Source organism: Aeromonas sp. Prich7-2, from assembly GCF_017939255.1.
Lineage (GTDB): Bacteria > Pseudomonadota > Gammaproteobacteria > Enterobacterales > Aeromonadaceae > Aeromonas > Aeromonas caviae.
The window spans coordinates 1-20,096 of sequence record NZ_JAGKRI010000052.1; the positions used below are offsets into that span (position 1 = coordinate 1).

Annotated in this window: 17 protein-coding genes, 1 tRNA gene, 2 rRNA genes, 1 pseudogene and 1 riboswitch; of the genes and pseudogenes, 5 read left to right on the forward strand and 16 right to left on the reverse strand. The window is 63.2% G+C overall.

Annotated elements, in window-relative coordinates; translation table 11 throughout:
* From J9892_RS10425 to J9892_RS10435, 3 genes and pseudogenes are all read left to right on the forward strand, one after another.
* Positions 1–140: pseudogene (locus J9892_RS10425) on the forward strand (IS1595 family transposase); the annotation flags it as partial.
* A 307-nt stretch (positions 141–447) separates the two neighbouring features.
* On the forward strand, positions 448–1,644 hold the full coding sequence (locus J9892_RS10430) for an amino acid aminotransferase (protein ID WP_114523045.1): 1,197 nt from the start codon (positions 448–450) through the stop codon (positions 1,642–1,644).
* Between the two features lie 58 nt (positions 1,645–1,702).
* Positions 1,703–2,635 (forward strand): LysR family transcriptional regulator, encoded by a 933-nt coding sequence (locus J9892_RS10435; protein WP_210538291.1) that lies wholly within the window; start codon positions 1,703–1,705, stop codon positions 2,633–2,635.
* Positions 2,636–2,651: 16 nt separating this feature from the next.
* Here J9892_RS10435 and J9892_RS10440 read toward each other — a convergent pair whose 3' ends face one another.
* The 7 genes from J9892_RS10440 to J9892_RS10470 all read right to left on the reverse strand — a co-directional run bounded on the left by J9892_RS10440 (position 2,652) and on the right by J9892_RS10470 (position 9,526).
* Complete coding sequence (locus tag J9892_RS10440) at positions 2,652–2,975, reverse strand: DUF1820 family protein (protein ID WP_010672837.1); 324 nt, start codon at positions 2,973–2,975, stop codon at positions 2,652–2,654.
* A gap of 117 nt (positions 2,976–3,092) precedes the next feature.
* Positions 3,093–3,941, reverse strand: a complete 849-nt coding sequence (locus J9892_RS10445) for a YjjW family glycine radical enzyme activase (protein ID WP_119197775.1) — start codon at positions 3,939–3,941, stop codon at positions 3,093–3,095.
* A 37-nt stretch (positions 3,942–3,978) separates the two neighbouring features.
* Entirely contained in the window at positions 3,979–5,505 is a 1,527-nt protein-coding gene (locus J9892_RS10450; RefSeq protein WP_210538292.1) for a YjjI family glycine radical enzyme, read from the reverse strand.
* A 122-nt stretch (positions 5,506–5,627) separates the two neighbouring features.
* Positions 5,628–5,963: an AzlD domain-containing protein gene (locus J9892_RS10455; protein ID WP_010672834.1), complete on the reverse strand. Its 336-nt coding sequence runs from the start codon at positions 5,961–5,963 to the stop codon at positions 5,628–5,630.
* A gap of 2 nt (positions 5,964–5,965) precedes the next feature.
* Positions 5,966–6,679: an AzlC family ABC transporter permease gene (locus J9892_RS10460; RefSeq protein WP_210538293.1), complete on the reverse strand. Its 714-nt coding sequence runs from the start codon at positions 6,677–6,679 to the stop codon at positions 5,966–5,968.
* A gap of 121 nt (positions 6,680–6,800) precedes the next feature.
* Entirely contained in the window at positions 6,801–7,277 is a 477-nt protein-coding gene (locus J9892_RS10465; protein WP_029313677.1) for a L,D-transpeptidase family protein, read from the reverse strand.
* A 398-nt stretch (positions 7,278–7,675) separates the two neighbouring features.
* The gene (locus tag J9892_RS10470; protein WP_210538294.1) at positions 7,676–9,526 is read right to left on the reverse strand and encodes a M3 family metallopeptidase; all 1,851 of its coding nucleotides are present in this window, start codon (positions 9,524–9,526) and stop codon (positions 7,676–7,678) included.
* A 294-nt stretch (positions 9,527–9,820) separates the two neighbouring features.
* Here J9892_RS10470 and J9892_RS10475 point away from each other — a divergent pair, with 294 nt between their 5' ends.
* Complete coding sequence (locus J9892_RS10475) at positions 9,821–11,500, forward strand: methyl-accepting chemotaxis protein (protein WP_210538295.1); 1,680 nt, start codon at positions 9,821–9,823, stop codon at positions 11,498–11,500.
* A gap of 229 nt (positions 11,501–11,729) precedes the next feature.
* Positions 11,730–11,815: riboswitch (cyclic di-GMP riboswitch) on the forward strand.
* A 60-nt stretch (positions 11,816–11,875) separates the two neighbouring features.
* Positions 11,876–13,297: an N-acetylglucosamine-binding protein GbpA gene (gbpA, locus tag J9892_RS10480; RefSeq protein WP_210538296.1), complete on the forward strand. Its 1,422-nt coding sequence runs from the start codon at positions 11,876–11,878 to the stop codon at positions 13,295–13,297.
* 111 nt (positions 13,298–13,408) lie between these two features.
* Here gbpA and cbl read toward each other — a convergent pair whose 3' ends face one another.
* The 9 genes from cbl to J9892_RS10525 form a co-directional block, all read right to left on the reverse strand.
* Positions 13,409–14,356, reverse strand: a complete 948-nt coding sequence (gene cbl, locus J9892_RS10485) for an HTH-type transcriptional regulator Cbl (RefSeq protein WP_161469992.1) — start codon at positions 14,354–14,356, stop codon at positions 13,409–13,411.
* A gap of 117 nt (positions 14,357–14,473) precedes the next feature.
* The gene (locus J9892_RS10490; RefSeq protein ID WP_161469993.1) at positions 14,474–15,541 is read right to left on the reverse strand and encodes a sulfate ABC transporter ATP-binding protein; all 1,068 of its coding nucleotides are present in this window, start codon (positions 15,539–15,541) and stop codon (positions 14,474–14,476) included.
* Positions 15,542–15,573: 32 nt separating this feature from the next.
* The gene (gene cysW / locus J9892_RS10495; RefSeq protein ID WP_161469994.1) at positions 15,574–16,467 is read right to left on the reverse strand and encodes a sulfate ABC transporter permease subunit CysW; all 894 of its coding nucleotides are present in this window, start codon (positions 16,465–16,467) and stop codon (positions 15,574–15,576) included.
* A complete protein-coding gene (gene cysT, locus J9892_RS10500) occupies positions 16,464–17,303 on the reverse strand; it encodes a sulfate ABC transporter permease subunit CysT (RefSeq protein WP_039039454.1) in 840 nt (279 codons plus the stop codon). Before cysT ends, cysW begins: the two co-directional genes overlap by 4 nt.
* 269 nt (positions 17,304–17,572) lie before the next feature.
* Positions 17,573–18,148, reverse strand: a complete 576-nt coding sequence (locus J9892_RS10505) for an alpha/beta hydrolase (RefSeq protein WP_039039453.1) — start codon at positions 18,146–18,148, stop codon at positions 17,573–17,575.
* A 39-nt stretch (positions 18,149–18,187) separates the two neighbouring features.
* Positions 18,188–19,189, reverse strand: a complete 1,002-nt coding sequence (locus J9892_RS10510; RefSeq protein ID WP_042864432.1) for a sulfate ABC transporter substrate-binding protein — start codon at positions 19,187–19,189, stop codon at positions 18,188–18,190.
* A gap of 410 nt (positions 19,190–19,599) precedes the next feature.
* A tRNA-Asp gene (locus J9892_RS10515) sits at positions 19,600–19,676 on the reverse strand.
* Between the two features lie 98 nt (positions 19,677–19,774).
* Positions 19,775–19,889, reverse strand: a 5S ribosomal RNA gene (rrf, locus tag J9892_RS10520).
* A gap of 81 nt (positions 19,890–19,970) precedes the next feature.
* Positions 19,971–20,096, reverse strand: a 23S ribosomal RNA gene (locus J9892_RS10525); the annotation flags it as partial.

Sequence of the window (20,096 nt, forward strand, 5' to 3'; positions counted from 1 at the left end):
CAAGGCATCTTGCGGAATACTGCTTCCGGTTTAATCATCGTTTTGACCTCAAGAGCATGTTGGTTGAATTGGGGCATGCAGTCGTGGCAAGCCCTCCGATGCCATATCGGCTCTTGAAGCTGGCTGAGGGTCATGGGTAATCAGGATTTCTTTTGTCTCAGGCGGCGCCGAACCTGGCTCCCCCGGATGGGTGGGAGGGGAATGAGAGGGGCCGTATGCATCCATATATTATCCAAACGATGCCGATAAGGCAGCCTTCTCTGACAAAATGGGGGGAACGTGCAGACGGGATGCAGGATCCTGGCAAGGGCCCCGCATTCACCACTGCGACAGACTTTGTCAGCCCTGTCGCCATCTCGAACAACTTGAGGCCACCTCTGGATTGCGCCATCATATCGGCCCGGCTGATGGCCGGCCGAATTGGACAGTCAACTTCAAGGACCCCCCATGTTTGAACACGTCGATGCCTATGCTGGCGACCCCATACTGACGCTAGTCGAGACCTTCCACAAAGATACCCGCGAGCAGAAGGTGAACCTGGGGATTGGCCTCTATTACGACGAGCAGGGCCGCATTCCGCTACTGCCGTCGGTGCAGCAGGCCGAAGCGCAGCGCGCCGCCGCCCCGGCCCCGCGCCCCTACCAGCCGATGGAAGGCGCCGCCAACTACCGCACCGCGGTGCAGCACCTGCTGTTTGGCGCCGAGCACGAAGCGGTCAAGGCGGGCCGCATCGCCACCATCCAGACCATCGGTGGCTCCGGCGCCCTGAAGATCGGTGCCGATCTGCTCAAGCGCTACTTCCCGACCTCCGAGGTGTGGGTCAGCAATCCCACCTGGGACAACCACAAGGCGATGTTCGAGGGGGCCGGCATCAAGGTGCACGACTACCCCTATTACGATGCGGCCACCGGCGGCGTGCAGTTCGACGCCATGATCGACTGCCTGAGCAGCCTGCCTGCGAAAAGCATCGTGCTGCTGCACCCCTGCTGCCACAACCCGACCGGGGTGGATCTCTCCCGTGCCCAGTGGGACCAGGTGATCTCCCTGGTGGTCGAGAAGAACCTGATCCCCTTCATGGACATCGCCTATCAGGGCTTCGGTGACGGGCTGGAAGAGGATGCCTATGCCATCCGCGCCATGGTGGCCGCCGGTGTCAGCTTCTTCGTCAGCAACTCCTTCTCCAAGAACCTCTCCTTCTACGGCGAGCGCTGCGGCGGCCTGTCGGTCATCTGCCAGGATGCCGAAGAGGCGAGCCGGGTGCTGGGCCAGATGAAGGCCACCGTGCGCCGCAACTACTCAAGCCCCCCCACTCACGGTGGCCAGATCACCGCGGCGGTGATGAGCCAGCCCGAACTGCACGCCATGTGGGTCGGTGAGGTGACCGAGATGCGCACCCGCATCAAGGCCATGCGCCAGAAGCTGTTCGAGGTGCTGAGTGCCAAGGTGCCGGGCCGCGATTTTGGCTACTTCATCAACCAGCGCGGCATGTTCAGCTACACCGGCTTCACGCCGGAGCAGGTGGACAGACTGCGCGAAGAGTTCGCCGTCTATCTGGTGCGCTCCGGCCGCATGTGCGTGGCGGGCCTCAACAGCCGCAACGTCGACTACGTGGCCGACGCCATGGCCGCCGTGCTCAAGGGCTAAGCCCGCAAGCCCCGCTCAGGCGGGGCTTTTCATTTGTCCTCTTGCCCGTGGAACCGTGATGGATCTCATTGCCCTCTCCCGCCTCGGCGGTCGCCACCTGGTGACCCTGCATCTGCTGCTCGACACCCGCAGTGTCACCCGCAGCGCCGAGCGCCTCTGCACCACCCCCTCCACCGTCAGCAAGACCCTCAACCAGTTGCGCGAACTGCTGGGGGATCAACTGCTCTACCGCCAGGGCAATCAGTTGCTGCTGACCCCGTTTGCCGAACGCCTCGGCCCGACGCTGCGCCGCCTGCTGGGAGAGCTCAACGGCCTCACCAGCCAGGAAGGATTTGCCCCTGCCAACTGGCAGGGGGAGCTGAACCTGGCGATGCGGGAGAGCAGCATGATCTGGCCCATGGGGGCCGTACTGGGTCAGTTGATGCAGGAGGTGCCGGGGCTGATGCCCGTCGTGCGTAACAAGGACGAGCAGGGACTGGCTGCTCTGGCGGCGGGCAAGCTCGACTTCGTGATCCTGCCCCACGATCAGAGCCAGCCCGGGGTCAATCAGCCCGGCCTCGTCTGGGAAACCTTGCGGGAGGATGAGCTGGTCTGCCTGATGCGCGCGGATCATCCGGCGTTGACGCATCCCTGGGATCTCGATGCCTACCTGAGCTGGCGCCACATCGCCATTCGCGATCAGGAGCTGGCCGATCCCTTCTTCGAGCAGAGTCTGGCCCAGCGCCAGGTACGGCGCAGACTGGGGGCCACCCTGCCGGATTTTGGCAGCGCCGCCGCCCTGCTGCGCCAGAGCGATCTCATTCTCACGGCCGTGAAGGGCTGGGCTACCCGGGCTTGTACCCAGGGGATGGTGAGCCGCCCTGTCCCCTTCGATTACGGCGCCGTGACCCACAGCCTGGTGTGGTATGGCCCCCTGGGGGAAGATCCCGCCCTGCGCTGGTTCCGTCAGCGCATCCTGCAACTGGCCCGGGAGCTGGACGCCCCACAATGATGCCTGGTGGCAGGAATCAGGGTTTCTTGGTGTAGATGGGGCCTGGGAAAGAGGTGACGTTGTTGCCCAGCTCGGTGATGCGGGCGGCCCCCTGCTTGCGCACCTGATCGACCCGCAGCACGTGGTGCATGGGAATAAGGGTGCGGGTGACGTCGGCAAATTCGCTCTTCAGCTTCTCGTGGCTGGGATCGACGATGAGCGCCGTGTGGTTGTCCCACACGAAGTGGGCAATCTCGATGAAGCCGAACAGCTGGCCCTGATTCACCTCTCTTACATAGACTTCGTAACGCTCGCTGTGACAAATGAACTGCACTCGATAAAGGGCGTTGGATTCACTCATGGGTATCTGTTGGTGATGGACGGTTTGCCCATTCTAGCCGTCCCCTCGGACAGCCCCTATAGACAGAGTTCACAGTTGCGTCATATCGGGTCACAGCATCCCTACGTGCCGCAGAGCTCAGATCGCAGGCAGCATCACCGACCCAAACCCCTTGGCCTTCAATGCGTTGGCAAGCACTGTCAGATCAGCCGACCCGGCTTCTGGCCATGACAGCGCCTCCCCTCGCACCCCGTGGTGGCGAAAACTGTTGAGGCGGATGGGCACGGGCCCCAGCGACAGCAAAAAGGTCGTCAACGCCTCCTCCAGCGCGCCAGTGGCATCGAGAAAATCGCTCCGCCCCGGCACCATCAGCAGCCGCACCTCCGCCAGCTTGCCCGCCTGCGCCAGCAGTTGCAGCGATACCAGCACCCGCTCGCGGCCCCGCCCGGTCAGGGCCAGATGCACAGGCTCGTGCCACCCCTTGAGGTCTATCATGGCGCCGTCCAGCACCGGCAACAGCCGCTGCCAACCCGTTTCACCCAGGGATCCGTTGCTGTCGAGCAGGCAGGTGAGACGGGCCAGATCCGGCGCAGCCTTGATGGCCGTGAACAGGGCGATCACGAAGGGCAGCTGGGTGGTAGCCTCCCCGCCAGAGACGGTGACGCCGGTGAGCAGCGGGCCATAGCGACGCAGCAGGGCCAGCACCTCGGCCACCGACATCTGGCGCGTCTTGGGGCTGGCGTGGCGAGGGCAGACATCGAGGCAACGGTCGCAGTGGGTACAGAGCTCGGCTTGCCAGCTCACCCGCCCCTCCTGCATCGCCAGGGCTCCGCCCGGGCAACCGGGCACGCAGTCACCGCAGTGATCGCACAACCCCATGGTGTGGGGGTTGTGGCAGCCGGGGCAGCGGAAGTTGCAGCCCTGCAAAAACAGCACCAGCCGGTTGCCGGGGCCGTCCACGCAGGAGAAGGGCAGCCAGCGGCTCACCGTCGCCCTGAGCTCGGCCCCCTTCTGCCTGCCGTTCTCAGTGCTCATTCAAGAGGGTCTCGATAGCCACCACCCGCGGTGCCCGCTGGCGGATCCCGGTCAGCTCGCTCGCCTCGGCGCCGAGGCTGGTGGTCTGCAGCCGCGAGCCTTCTGCCGCGAAGCGGACCACATCGCGCTTGCGGATCATGTAGCCGGTCACCCGCACCAGATCGCTGTCGGCCACGTTGGCGGTGAACTCGCGCATGCCGAGGGCGAAGGCCCCCTTGCAGAGCTGCAGCAGTGCCTGCGGATTCTGGCGGATGGTGAGATCCAGGGTCAGGATCTCGCTGATCCCCGAGTGGTAGTAGCCGTGGTGCGGCGCCAGAGCCAGCAGGTGACTGGCGGGATCCGGCTCCTCGCCATAGGGGATCCGAACCCCCGGAGTCACGCCCCTGTCCACGCTGAGTCCCCCCTGGGAGTGGAGCAGGGCGCGGCCGCCCCAGGCATGGGTCTGGCCCCTCCTGGCCACCCATTCGGAGAGGCGAGCCGAGATGCGATAGCCAAGCTGGTTCGCCTCTTCGTCGTGACCGTAGCGGCCCGGCAGATTCTCTTTATCCATCAAGATGTTGACCGCTTCCGCCATGCCGTAGATGCCGAACATGGGGACGAAGCGATCCTCATCCAGCAGCCCCTCCTTGACCAGGAAGCTGTCGAAGAAACCGGACTCCTCGTGCAGGAAGGCGGCGCGCACCGCGATCAGCTGGGACGTGAGGCGGCAGTAGTGGGGCAGCAGACAACCGAGGAAGTCATCGATCCCCTGTGCCTGCTCGGCGACTCGCTTGAGGGAGATGCGCACCAGGGTGTTGGCGCCACCGGCCTGCGGCAGGGCGTTGTAGCAGCTGACGATGCCAAAACCACGCTGGTCGAAGGTATCGCGATGGACCGGGTAGTTGGCGATATGCGGCTTGCTGCACTCGGCGATATTCTTCACCGCCAGCAGCAGCAGATCGTCGGGAGTCTGCTCCGGATCGTGGAAGAAGGTGAGGTTGGGGGCCACCTGCTTGAGCTCGTTGTCGATGCGCAGGATCAGGCGGCAGATCCGGTTGTCATCGGGGCCGATGTTGACGTGCATGAAGGCATCCGGCAGCACTCGATCCAGGTAGATCCAGAAGGCCTTCAGCTTGCGATGGAGCGTTTCATCATCCAGCTCACCGACAAAGGGCAGCAGCAGGTGATCGAGGCGCCCCAGCCAGACCGGCATGCCGGTGACGGAGGGCACGTGATGGTAGAGGATGCGCAGGGCATCGAGGGCCTCGTCGAAGTCCAGGGGTGGCGCCAGCTCCAGCCAGGCCGAGCCCTGTCGCAGAAACCGCGCGTAATCCGGCAGCACGTAGCGCGGTTTGTGGGGAGCGTGTCCCTCGAACATGTCGCACAGCATCCCTTGTGCCATGGCATCCTGCACGGCGGCAGGCAACTCGGGGTAAGGCAACGCGTTTTCGGCGGCGAGCGCCAGGGCCCGATTCTTCTGGGCCGGTGAGAGCAGAGGGTCGCGCACGATGCGCTGGCAGGTTTCGGTGAAGGACATGGTTCACTCCGTGGCGGGTGGAACCAAAATCCTCACACTTGAGAGGCCTTTTTTGAAGTGACATTCCCAACAGGACGGATATCCCATCAAGACATCCGCCATGCCGGATCACGGCACGCTCTTCACCAGGGCCAGAACAGGGCCACGCCCCCCAGCCAGCGCAGCAGGAAGAAGCCCCCCATGCCGACGACGACCACCACCAGGGTAGGCAGGCGCAGCAGGGTCAGCACCGTCACCAGCAGGGTGGCGGCCAGGTAGTCCGGATCCCAGTCCAGCCCGTGGCCGGGCTCATAGCTGAAGACGATGGGCAGCCAGATGGCGGTCAGCACCGACTGGGCCGAGAAGCTGAGGAAAGCCCCCATCTCGGCCCCCGGCTGATAGCGGGTCAACCGCGAGAAGAAGGCAAAACGGTTGAAGAAAGTGATCAGGGCCAGCAGCCCTATCATCAGCCAGCCCATAATCACCTCCTCATCCGGTGCAGCACATAGCCCACCACCATGCCGGCCAGGGCCGAGACGATGATGTGGATCTCCGCCAGCAGCGGCTTGGTGACGAGCGCCGTCCCGCCGCTCACCAGGGTGGCCGCCACCATGGGCAGGTTCTTCATGGCGGGGAGCGTCATGGCGATAAAGGTGGCGGCGATGGCAAAGTCGAGCCCCATCTTGTCCAGCCCCTCGATGTACTGGCCGGCGGCGATGCCGAGCAGGGTCGCCAGGTTCCAGAACAGATAGAAGACAAAGCCCGCGGTGAGCGCATAGGCGGGATTGAAGGCGCCGCTGCGCTCCCTCTCTTTCAGCGCCACCGCAAACATCTCGTCGGTCAGGAAGAAGGCGAGGCTGGCCCGCCAGCGCAGGGAGAGCGGCAGCACGTCTCGGCGGAAGGTGAAGCCATAGAGCAGATGCTGGGAGGTGATCACCATGGTGGAGCCCATGATGGGCAGCAGCGGCGTCCCCGCCCCGAACAGAGTGGTGGCCGAGAGCTGGGCCGCCCCCGCATAGACCAGCAGCGACATCAGCTGTGCCTGGAGCGGGCTCATACCCGCCTGAAGCGCCAGGGCGCCGCACAGTATCCCCCAGGGGATGACGGAAATGGAGAGCGGGAGCATATCCAGAGTGGCGCGCCACCAGAGTGCCCCCGTGCGCTCGGGCGCAGGGAGGCGGGTTTCCGACATCATGGGATCATCCTTGTCACAGCCAATGCGAACCGGGAAAACTAGCACGGCGCAGGAGGCAGTGTCACGCCATGGTCTGCGACAAATGCAACGCCCGCATGAGAGCGGGCGTTGGCAGGCGGGATCAGGGCTCGATGATGATGGGAGTGCCGGGCTCGATGGCGTTCCAGATCTCGTCCATCTCATGGTTCAGCACCGCAATGCAGCCATTGGTCCAGTTGGACGGCTGCACCCTGCGATCCCCCAGGCTGTTGCGCTGGCCGTGGATCATGATCATGCCGCCCGGGTTCACACCCAGCTCGTTGGCGCGCTTGATGTCGTCCAGATTCGGGTAGTTGATGTGAATGGCCTTGTAGAAACCGGAGTTGCTCTTCTTGTAGTCCAGGGTATAGCGACCTTCCGGGGTACGCTGATCCCCCTCACGCTGCTTGTGTCCCTTGGGAGCCGGGCCCAGGGCAATCCAGTAGCGCTTCACTTCCTTGCCATCCTTCATCAGGGTCAGGCTGTAACTCGACTTCTTCACCACCACCATATCGGCGGACAGAGTGGCAAAACTCAACGCGGGCCACAGCCCCAGCAAACACAGCAATACGGCTCTCACTATCCATCCCTCTGCGAGCCTTCTGGGCTCTCTTGTTAGCAAATCATCTGAATGCCGCCACCCTCTGGTGGCGAGCGAGCGCCATGATATGGGATCGCCGTGAATACTCAATATATCGGGAGAAACATATCTGTGGCCAGCAGGGGGAAATGGCCGTCAACCCGCCATGCAGACACCCTGCCAAGGGCAGGGCGTCGCCTATTGCCCGCAACCGGGCGCCTCAGCGCAGGTCGTCAAGGCCTAGAAGATGGCGCAGGAAGAAAAACCAGCGGGCAGCGCCGTCAAGGACACTTGAGCCTGTCCACCAGCCAATCCAAGGCTGGCGCCATGGGGTCAGGTCATCTCAACCCACAAAAAAGAGCCCCTGATGGGGCTCTTTTCATGATGCGACACAGGGCTCAGGCCAGGGTCACTGGTTCAGCGGTCTCAAGGCGCCGGATCCAGGCCTCGAACTCTGCCAGCATGCGCGCCTCGGACTCGCTGTTGTCGGCGATGAGCTCGGCCCCGTGTACCACCCGGATATGGGCGTCGAGGGGCGTTCCCTCCCCTGCCGGTGGGCGCTGCCGCGCGGCCGCCATGCATGCTTGCGCCTGTTGCCACGCCTCGGCGGCACTCCGGTTGCACGCCTCTGCCAGCGGCACCGCACTGAAACCCTCGCCGGTGAGGCTCTGCAGTGTCTCGTCGTGGGTCATGCCGTTGCCCGGTCCCCAGTAGTGGGCGGCCAGATCCGGCCCGATGCGCGGGTTGTCGGTGAGATAGCCGTCGCGCCTCAGAAAATAGGCGCGGGTCTGCTCCACCGCCATCAGCGCCAGCAGATAGCCGTGATAGGCGCAGGCCGACTCCTGGTTCAGAAGGTGTGGGATGGCCAGCAGCGGGCGTGGGCTCTCCACCCCCAGGATCTTGCGCTCCCACTTGCGGGCCAGTGCCAGCACGGCGGCCGGGGTGCGTTCGGCCTCGTCCATGGCGTAGAGATCCCGCTCGAAGTAGGCCACCAGCGCAATCTGGCGCTCGTTGAAGGCGCGAAATGGCTGGCGCGCTTCAATCATGGCCTGGATAAGCGCATCGGGGATGGGTTCTCCCGCCGCGTTTCTGGCGTAGCGCTTGAGCCAGTCCGCGTCGTCCAGCAGGCTGTCGCAGAACATGGACTGGGTCTCGGCATAGGCCATGGAGGTGGGCGGAAACTCCTGGGAGAAACAGGGGGCGTTGCCGGTGACGTTGGCAAAGTGCGCCGCGTGGCCTCCCTCGTGGAACAGGGTGTTGAGCCCGCTCCAGCCGCTGCCCACCTGGGCCGGATTGGCCAGGCTGGTGAAATTGACCACCGCCGGCACCCACTCCCCATCCTGCCAGAAGCTCGGCACCGGGCCGTGACAGAAGCCGTTCTCGTATTTTCCCTCCCGGGTCAGCAGATCCAGGGTGAGGGTGGCACCGCGGTACTGGATGCCGAGCCGGCGGAAGCTCTCGACCCAATCCTTCAGCGCCCGGGAGAAGGGCACGTAAGGGTCGAGCTGGCGGGTCACGTCACCACTCACGCTGTAGCGCAGGTTGTGGGGCAGCAGGGCTGCTTCCCCCTTGGCCGCTTTCAGCTCCGCCAGACTCTGGTGCAAGCGGGCATCGGTGCGGGCGATGAAGTCGTCAAGAATGGCAAACAGCTGCTCCGGGCTCATCTGCTCGTTCTTGTGCACCTTGTAATCGAAGTAGTCGCGATAGCCCATGGCACGGGCGAAGCGGTTGCGCAGCGCGACGATGGCCAGATAGCCGTTGTCGACCACCCACTGCTCCAGGGTCTGGAACATGGCGAGCGCGCTCTGGCGCACCGCCTCGTCGCAGCTGGCGGCCAGCGCCGTGCTGGCGGCGGGCAGACTGCCGGGCACCTGGCGGCCCTGCTCGTCCAGCAAGGTGAGCTTCAACCCCTTGCGACGGGTGAAGAGATCCGCCTCGGCGGCCACCAGCTCGTCCATCAGGGCGGAGGCACCGGGATCTTCGATGACGTTGCACTCGAAGAAGGCGATCCAGCCCCCCAGGCCGCGCCTGAGATCCGCCTCTTCGGCCTGGGCATGCATCTCCCGCAGCACGGGCAGGCGGTCAGGATCGGCACAGAACGCCTTGTAGGCCTGTTCGGCCGCGGTGAAGCCTGCCTGATCGTCGCTGGTGCCCATGTAGGTGGACCAGAACAGGTCCTCCTTGCGTCTGTGCACCTGCAGGTAATCGGCATTGAGCTGGTTGAGATAATTCCTGGCAATGGAACTCATAACTTCCCTCTTGTTATGGGGCAACCACGGGGGCGCCCACTCCTTTTTGGTGAAATGCCAACCCATTCACACTTCTTGCAAATGGAGCAGACAAATTGTGCGCCGGGATGCGCGCCATCACGCTATCAAAAGCGAGGGTTTCTGTCTGCTGGCTATACTGGTTGTCAAACTGCTCAATTGGCTGTTTTTCATCGCAACCCATTGAAAGTTAATGGCATGTTAAAAAAACAATAATCAGGTCCGGCCGCTAGAACGGCCACAATCAGACCCGCATGGGAAAGTAAGGATAAGACTATGTTCAAGCTCGGTGATATTGCCGTGAGTCGCAAACTGATGCTGCTGCTCTCACTGGCCCTGGTCGGCTTCATCGCACTGCTGCTCATCTCGGCCAGTGCCCTGCACCGCAATTTGATGAGTGAACGGGAAGCCAGGCTGCAGGCGGTGCTGGACCTGGCCATGAGCCGGATCCAGGCCCTGGCCGCCACCCTCCCCCCGGAGCAGGCCAAGGCACAGGCCAAGGCCATGCTCGACAGCATGCGCTTTGACGGGGACAACTACCTGTTCGTGCTGGATGAAGATCGTCGGGTGGTGGTGCATCCCGCCAAACCCGAGCTGGTCGGCCAGCAGATGGGCAACAACCCTGCCGAGTCCCACTGGCAGCACATGGTGGATCTCGGCAAGGGCGGCCACCAGGGCAGGCTGGAGTATCAGTGGGTCTCCCCGTCCGGCGAGGCGTCCCAGAAGATGTCGCTGGTGACGGGCTACCAGCCCTGGGGCTGGATCCTGGGCTCCGGTGTGTTGTTGCAGGACATTGAGGCCACCATGTGGTCCCAATATGAGTGGATGGGTGGCGCCACCTTGCTGGTGATCCTGTTGATGGGGCTGCTGGGACTCGCCATCAGCCGCTCCATCGTCAATCCCCTGGCCGAGATCAACAAGGCCATGGCCCGGGTCGCGGCTGGCGATCTGGTGGTCAGCATCCCGGTGCTGGGCAGGGATGAGCTCGGCGCCGTCGCCAGCTCCACCAACCAGGGGCTGGATGCCATCCGCCGCGCCCTGCTGGAGGCGAGCCAGGGGGCCCGCAACGTGGCGGATGCCGCCCTGCGCATCGCCGCCTCCGCCGAACAGACCAACCAGGCGGTCAACAGTCAGCGGGATCAGCTCGCCCAGCTCGCCACCGCCATGAACGAGATGAGCGCCACCATCGCCGACGTGGCGGGTCACGCAGAGAATACGGCCCGCGACACCCAGGATGCCACCAGCGAGGCCGGGCTCGGCAACCAGGATGTCCATGCCAGCGTGCACGGCATCCAGGCGCTGGCCACCGAGGTGGATCAGGCCACCTCGCAGGTCAACCAGCTCAAGGAGGGTGTGATGCAGATAAGCGAGGTGACGGCGGTCATCAGCGCCATCTCGGAGCAGACCAACCTGCTGGCCCTCAACGCCGCCATCGAGGCGGCCCGGGCCGGCGAGCAGGGCCGTGGCTTTGCCGTGGTGGCCGACGAGGTGCGCCAGCTGGCCAGTCGCACCCGCCACTCCACCGAGGAGATCCAGAGTACCATCACCCAGTTGCAGCAACGGGCTGTCACCGCCGCCAACGCCATGGACGCCAGCCGCAAGCTGGCGGAGAGCAGCGTCAACCAGTCCGAGAAGGCGGGGCAGGATCTCTCCCTCATCGTCAATCACATCCAGCACGTGAGTGACATGGCGACCCAGATCGCCACGGCGGCGGAGCAGCAGAGCATGGTGGCGGAAGACATGAACCGCAACGTCAGCGGCATCAACGACTCGGCGCTAGAGATGTCCCAGGCGGCCTCCCAGTTGGCCCAGGAGAGTGAACTGCTGGCCGGTCTCTCCCGAAGCCTCGACGAGCGACTGGCGGTGTTCAAGCTCGACAACGCCCAAGCCCAGGACAGGATGATGCGACCGACCCAGGTGTCCTCTTCCCGAGCAGGCATGCAACCCCGCCACTGAGTGGCCCCATGAGCCCCTGCCAGGCTTGCAGGGGCTCCTTACCTGTCATGGCCACGGGAGCCTCTCCCGGGCCACCCTCTCGCACTGAACCAGCGCGCAGATCCCGATGGAGTGATCTGCCGCTGATGCGCTGCTCCGATGAGATGGCACTGTCAATTTTTACACTTAATTTTTTAACAAAATATAGTCATGATGAGTGGTCGCCACAGGCGGCACCATGATCCTTTCTGTAGTCATTTGGCAAACTGGTTGAAAGGCCAGGACGCAAAGCCTCCGGTCTAAAGACAAGCTGTCCAGGATAGCGGGGTTGCAGCACCGTGTTTCGGGGAACTCCCCTGCCAACGTGACTGCCCACATCACCGAACAGAGGAATGTATGGCAGCAAATATCCGACTCACCCATCTCGCGGCAGCGCTGGCGCTGCTGGCCAGTGGCGGCGTGCTCGCTCACGGCTACATCAGCCAGCCCGAAGGGCGCAACTACCTGTGCAAGACAGGGGGCAACAGCCAGTGTGGCGCCATCCAGTGGGAACCCCAGAGCCTGGAAGCCCCCTCCGGCTTCCCCGATGGCGGCCCCGCCGACGGCCAGATAGCCTCGGCCGGTCACCCCCAATTCGGCGAGCTCAACACCCAGACCCTCGATCGCTGGACCAAGCGTGAGGTGCAGGCCGGTCCCTTCGCCATCAGCTGGACCTTCACCGCCAACCACGTGACCCGCAACTGGCGCTACTACCTCACCAAGCAGGACTGGAACCCGAACCAGCCCCTCACCCGGGATGCGTTCGATCTCAATCCCTTCTGCGTCATCGATGGCAACATGGTGCAGCCCCCCAAACAGGTGACCCATCAGTGCACCCTGCCCCCGCGTACCGGTTATCAGGTCATTCTCGGGGTGTGGGAGGTAGGGGATACCGCCAACAGCTTCTACAACCTGATCGACGCCCGGTTCAAGGATGGCACCCAGCCACCGCTGACCTGGAGCCAGGGAGGGACCATCTATCCCTCCATCGACCTGGTGGCGGGTGACAAAGCCAGAACCCGGGTGTTCGATGCCAATGGCGAGCGCACCGATCTCCAGACCGAGCTGACCATCGCCAACGCCGGGCAGGGCCAGAAGAACAACTGGGCCCACGCCCTGGCGAGCAAGATCAACGCCGAGCAGAGCCAGATCCGTGCAGGCCAGCAAGGTACGGACGGCCAGTTCAACCCCGTCTATGGCCAGAACCCGGTCTACCTCAAGGCTGGCAGCAACCTGCAACGGGTCGAGATCCAGCTTGAGCAACAGCAGCCCCCGGTGGAGAACGGGATCAGCGTGAGCGGTCTGGCGAGCGACTACACGCTCGACAACGGCAAGCTCACCCTGATGTTCACCGTCACGGCCCAGGGGGATCTCGCCATCACCAACACCCTCTATGACCACGGCGGTGTCGCCAGAGGGCAGAGCAGTGCCGACATCAAGGACGGCAGCCAGAGTTTCTCCATGGCGCTGACCGGCTTGAGTGCGGGCCACCATCAGCTGGTGATCGAGGGCAAACCCAAGGCCGGTGGTGACGCGGTGCAGCAGACCCTGGATCTCATGTTCAAGGATCCGGCAAGCGGGGGCGATTACCAGTTCACCTTCCCGGACGGCCTCAAGTCCTACACCGCCGGAACCCGGGTGCTGCAGCCGAAGAACGGCAAGGTCTATCAGTGCAAACCCTTCCCCTACAGCGGCTGGTGCAGCCAGTGGGCGAGCACGGCAACCCAGTATGAACCGGGCGTAGGCTCCCACTGGCAGGAGGCCTGGACAGCGCAGTGATGGGACGTATCCGACCTGGCGGGAACCCGCTCGGCGTTTCCAGTGCCAGATCAGGTCAACATCAAACAAACGGGGAGCCCATGGCTCCCCGTTTTTCATCCACCCCTCGGTTCAGATCTGATAGTCGAGCAGGGGCTCGTTGCTCATGGCGCGGGCCTGGATCTCCGCCAGCGCCAGCTCGGGGTTGCAGAGCTGGATGAACTGCCAGGCAAAGTTGTGCTGGAACTGCCCCTGCTTGAGGCCGATCCAGGCGGTGTGCGGCGCAAACAACCGACTGCCGTCCAGTTGCACCAGTCCCTTGTCCCGCTGGGAATCGAACGCCATGTCCGCCAGTATGCCCACCCCCATCTCCAGCTCGACATAGGTCTTGATGACGTCGGAGTCCTGGGCGGTCAGCAGGATCTGCGGCACTATGCCCGCCTCGGCAAAGGCATCATCCACCCGTGCCCGACCGGTGAGGCCGGCCTGATAGGTGACGATGGGCCAGTGGGCCAGAGCGGCCAGGGTCAGCTCCCGCTCGGCGGTGAGGGGGTGCTGCTCCGGCACGACGATATTGTGGTGCCAGCGGTAGTAGGGAAAGGCCACCACCCCTTCGCTCTTGTCGAGCTGCTCGCTGCTGATGCCGATGTCCACCTCGCCGGTCTGCACCAGCCGCACTATCTCCTCCGGGCTGCCCTGGCGCAGCTCCAGCTGTACCAGGGGGAACTGCTCGCGAAACGCCTTCACCACCCGGGGCAGGGCGTAACGCGCCTGGGTGTGGGTGGTCGCGATGAGCAGCCGGCCCGAGTCGCGGTTGGCGAAGGTACTCGCCAGTTTGCGGATGTTGTCGGCATCCCCCAGGATGCGCTCGGCGATCACCAGCAGCTCCTTGCCCGGCTCCGTCATGCCGAGCAGCCGCTTGCCGTAGCGGATGAAGAGCGCCAGCCCCAGCTCCTCCTCCAGCTCGCGGATATGGCGGCTGACCCCGGACTGGGAGGTAAACAGGGCATTGGCCACCTCGGTCAGGTTGTAATCCCGCCGTGCCGCCTCCCGAATGATACGCAACTGCTGAAAGTTCACCTCATCGCCTCCTGCGCTGAGTGGCGCTGGCTCGGGCCACCGTCCTCTTGTTATGGATTGCCGGGATCATTGCCCGGTTGCAAGCCTGAAAGGGGGGCCGCGCCGGGCGGCGCGCCCTCAAATCTGGTAGTCGGGGTAGAGCTGTGCCTGCCTGGCCACCAGACGTACCCCCTGGCCCGGGGCGAAGGCCCGGGCGGCCTCCTTGCTCAGCTCGGCCTCGTAATGGGCACCTCCCGTCTCCCCGTCACCACGCAGCTCCACCCGGATGCGCGGCCCCATGGGCAGCAACCGGGTGATGGTGGCGCGAATGCCCCCCGGGGCGTCCGCCGGCAGTATCTCCAGCTCGTGGGGGCGCACATAGGCGATGGCCGCGATCCCCTCCGCCAGGTGGGAGGGGATAGGGCCCCCCAGCTGCTGCTCGCCGATGCCGAGCCCCTGCCCGGCCACCCGGCCGCGGAACAGGTTCACGCTGCCGAGGAAGCTGTGCACGAAGGCGCTGGCGGGCTGGTCATAGACCTCGGCCGGGGTGCCTATCTGCTCCACCTTGCCGGCGTTCATCAGCACCACCCGATCCGCCACCTCCAGCGCCTCCTCCTGATCGTGGGTCACGAACAGGCTGGTGACGTGCAGCTCGTCATGCAGTTCGCGCAGCCAACGGCGCAGCTCCTTGCGCACCTGGGCGTCGAGGGCGCCGAAGGGCTCGTCCAGCAGCAGCACCTTGGGCTGCACCGCCAGGGCGCGGGCCAGGGCGACCCGCTGACGCTGGCCGCCGGAGAGCTGGGTAGGATAGCGCCCGGCCACGTGGCTGAGCTGCACCAGATCCAGCAGCTCCTTGACCCGGGCGCGGATGGCCTCCTCGTTCGGTCGGTCGGCGCGCGGCTTGACCCTCAGACCGAACGCCACGTTCTCGAACACCGTCATGTGGCGGAACAGGGCGTAGTGCTGGAATACGAAGCCGACGTTGCGATCGCGCACGTGGAGATCCGATGCATCCTCTCCGCGGATGATGACGCTGCCGCTGTCGGCCTGTTCCAGCCCGGCGATGATCCGCAGCAAGGTGGTCTTGCCGCAGCCGGAGGGGCCCAGCAGGGCCACCAGTTCACCGTCGTGAAAGTCGAGGTTGATATCGGCCAGGGCCGCGTACTGATTGAAATGCTTGTTGAGTCCTTGCACCTGAATGCTCATGGATGCCTCTCTTGATAACCGTTAATTCGAGATCAATGGGACTGGGTCGGCTGACTGCGCAGCCTGGCCAGCAGGGTTTCACCCAGCAGGGTGAAGATCCCGAACAGCGCCAGCAGGCTGGCCACCGCGAAGGCGGCGCCGGTCTGGTACTCGTTGTAGAGGATCTCGATGTGCAGTGGCAGCGTGTTGGTCTGGCCGCGAATATGGCCGGAGACCACGGAGACGGCGCCGAACTCCCCCACCGCCCGGGCGGTACAGAGCAGCAGGCCATACATCAGGCTCCAGCGGATGCCGGGCAGGGTGACGCGCCAGAACATCTGCAACCCGCTTGCCCCCAGCATGATGGCGGCCTCCTCTTCCTCCGGGCCGCGCGCCTCCATCTGGGGCAGCAGCTCGCGCACCACGAAGGGCACGGTGATGAAGGTGGTCGCCAGGATAATCCCCGGGGTGGCGAAGATGATCTTGATGTCGTGCTCGCCGAGCCACTCGCCGAACCAGCCGCGACTGCCGAACATCAGCACGAACATCAGGCCGGCGATGACGGGGGACACCGAGAACGGCAGATCGATGATGGTGATGAGCAGTTGCCGCCCTGGGAAGCGGAAGCGGGCGATGGCCCAGGCCGCCGCCACACCGAACAGCAGGTTCAGGGGCACGGCGCAGAGCGTCACCAGGGCCGTCAGCCCGAGGGCACTCAGGGCATCCGGCTCGCTGATGGCGTGCCAGAAGAAGGCCAGCCCAGGTCGCAGGGCCTGGATGAAGACGGTGGCCAGCGGCAACAGCAGCAAGGCGGCAAACCAGCCCAGACCGACGGTGACCAGCAGCCATTTGACCCAGACCGGTTCATGGGTCACCGGGGGATGACGCGCCGGGGTGGCCGAAGCGGACTCCTGGGCCTGATCGAGATGTGCAGTAGAGGCGTTCATATACGGCTTCCTCCGATGCGAGCCCAGCTCCAGGCTTGCAACTTGTTGATGAGCAACAGCAGCACAAAGGAAATGAGCAGCATGACAGACGCAATGGCCGATGCACCGGCGTAGTCATACTCCTCCAGGTGACTCATGATCATCAGGGGGGCAATCTCGGACACCATGGGGAGGTTGCCGGCAATGAAGATGACAGAGCCGTACTCCCCCACGCCGCGAGCAAATGCCAGGGCAAAGCCGGTGAGCAGCGCAGGTACCAGGGTCGGCCACAGTACCCGAATGAAGGTCTGCCAGCGGTTGGCACCCAGGCTCGCAGCCGCCTCCTCTTGCTCGCTCTCCGCTTCCCGCAACACCGGCTGCAGGGTACGCACCACAAAGGGCAGCCCGATAAAGGTCAGGGCAATGACCACTCCTATGGGGTTGTAGGCAAGCTCGATGCCCAGCGGAGCGACCCATTGGCCAATCCAGCCGTTGGGGGCAAAGATGGCGCACAGGGCGATGCCGGAGACGGCAGTCGGCATGGCAAAGGGCAGGTCGATCAGCGCATCCACCAGTCTGCGGCCGGGGAAGGTATAGCGCACCAGTACCCAGGCCAGTATCAGACCGAACAGACTGTTGAGCAGGGCGGCAATGAAGGCGGCGCCAAAGCTCAGGCGAAAGGAGGCGAGCACCCGGGGGGAGCCGATCACCTGCCAGAACTCGGCGGCGCTCAGGTTGTTCACCGCAAACAGCACCAGTGCCGAGAGCGGCAGCAGCACCAGTATGCCCAGATAGAGCAGACTGAAGCCCAGCGTTGGCCCCAGGCCTGGCAGGACGGAATAAGAACTTAATCGCATAACACATCCGTTTGTTATAAATACTTTGGATGTGACGATTTTGCTCACGGCGGCCAGGGACAACAAACACCAATAATGCCTTTGCTAAGCACTTTTTTATCTAACAATGGTGGAACAAGGCTTTTAGAGCGATAAGCATAAAAAAAGGTCTTTTATATACATAAAAGACCTAAAAGACGGAGCGGTAAAACCGGGAACATGCAAAGTCAGTCACGCTGGCCAAGTTGCCAGCCTGTCTGGAAATCGTGCCGAGACAATCCGATGGTCCCTCATCGAAAACTGAGTGCGGCCTGCTTGCCCCACTCGGCAGGAGCAGGCTCCACCACCATTTCGGCACGGCGGTATAGGGTGCCGAGCAAAGCGAGCCCCTGGTGCCACTCCCCATGGCCGGACTGGGCATTGATATGGCCCACCTCCCCCGCATCGAACAACGGCACCTGCCACTGCCGGCTCCAGAACTCTGCCCGCTCGAAACTCATCCAGGGGTCATTGCGGCTGGCGATCAACTGGGCAGAGACCTTGATGGACCCCGCCAACACCTCATCCGGGATACCGAAACGGGCAGGATCGGCAGGGGCAACGATGAAGATGGAAGAGACCTTGTCTGGTTGCAGTCTGGCGGCAGCGATGGCCGTCAGAGCGCCGAAGGAGTGGGCGACCAGGTGGACCCGGCTGCGCCGGCTCCTGAGCTTGCTCGCCAGCTTGGCGCTCCAGACCGTGAGATCCGGCTTGTCCCAGGGCAGACCCATCATTCTCTGCCACTGGGGAAATTGCTGGTGCCAGCGGCTCTGCCAGTGATCCGGCCCACTGTTGTGCAGACCGGGAACCAGAAGGATCTTGTTCATCGTGGTACTCCTATCTGTTGTCACAGGGGCCTGCGTCTCTTAGCGGCCCGGTTGGTAAATCTGGTCAAACGATCCGCCCTGGGCAAAGTGCTTCTTCTGTGCCTTGTCCCAATCTCCTTCCAGATCCTTGACAGTAAAGAGCGTCAGGTTGGGGAACTGGGCCGCTGTCTCCTTCAGGATCGCCGGATTGCTCGGACGATAGTGGTATTTGGCGATGATGCGCTGCCCTTCGTCGGAGTAGAGATACTCGAGGTAAGCCTTGGAGACGGCCTCGGTACCATGCTTCTTGGCTACCTTGTCCACCACGGCTACCGGCGGCTCGGCCAGGATGGAGACCGAGGGCACCACCAGTTCGAACTTGTCGCTGGTACCCGGCTGATTGAGCACCAGCAACGCTTCATTTTCCCAGGCCAGCAACACATCCCCGAGCCCGCGTTCGATGAAGCTGGTGGTGGCGCCACGTGCCCCGGAGTCCAGCACCTTCACATTCTTGAACAGATCGCTGACAAACTGTTTGGCGCCCTCTTCAGTGCCGCTTTTCTTCAGCGCATAGCCCCAGGCAGCCAGATAATTCCAGCGCGCACCGCCGGAGGTCTTGGGGTTGGGGGTGATGATGGCGACATCCTTGCGCACCAGGTCGCCCCAATCCTTGATCTGCTTGGGATTCCCCTTGCGCACCAGGAAGACGATGGTGGAGGTGTAGGGAGAGGCATTGTTGGCCAAACGCCCTTCCCAGTCGCTGGCGGTGAGACCTGCCTTGGCCACCGCATCCACGTCATAGGCCAGCGCCAGGGAGACCACATCAGCCTCCAGTCCGTCCACCACGGCACGAGCCTGTTTGCCTGAGCCACCGTGTGACTGGCTCACCACCACATCGTCGCCGGTTTTGGCCTTCCACTCCTTGGCAAAGGCACTGTTGTACTCCTGGAACAGCTCCCGCGTCGGGTCATAGGAGACATTCAGCAGCCGCACCTCGGCGGCTTGGACCTGACCGAGAGCCAGCAGGGAGAGAACGGTGAGAGCGGTCATTCGCAGTTTCATGGTGATACTCCATATCGTTGGGTTGAGTACAGCATGCCCGCTTATGCATATTCCATGAAGAAAGAAAAAGCGCTTTGCTTATCTCTTATCCGCATATGAGCTCCCGATGGTCCTCTGGCACTCTCGGCCAGAGCGTATTTTCGCGCTTGCGGTGCTCATCTCCAGACACGACAAAGCCCGGCCGATTGGCAGGGTTGGGAAAAGATGGAGGAACAAAGGCAAACCAGAGCGAAGGGTAAGCCCTGGGTAAAGGGACAATGCCAGACACGCAATCACCACAGGGGGGAAGAGGCGGGTTGTCCGTGACAAGTGGCGATTCAGACCCGCCGGTTGCCTCTTGTTCCCTGAGCTCTTATCCAGACGCCAGAAAGCAAAAAGGCCTTCCCGACAGGGAAGGCCTTTCAATTTAGTGGCGGAGCGGACGGGACTCGAACCCGCGACCCCCGGCGTGACAGGCCGGTATTCTAACCGACTGAACTACCGCTCCGCATTCGGTTAGCTTTCGCTAAATCTTTTGCTGCTTCTTTATGAGGTGTCATCCTCGCAGCCAGTAACGTGATTTTGCACATCACTGTTTAATTGGGTGCCTGGCAGTGTCCTACTCTCGCATGGCGAATGCCACACTACCATCGGCGCTACAGCGTTTCACTTCTGAGTTCGGCATGGGGTCAGGTGGTTCCACTGCGCTATTGCCGCCAGGCAAAATCTTCAATCTGAGAAAGCTGATGTAAGTAATTCGTTCGTATTTGCTACAAGCCTTAGAACACTTCTTGGGTGTTGTATGGTTAAGCCTCACGGGTAATTAGTATGGGTTAGCTCAACGTATCGCTACGCTTACACACCCCACCTATCAACGTTGTGGTCTCCAACGGCCCTTTAGGACCCTCAAGGGGTCAGGGATGACTCA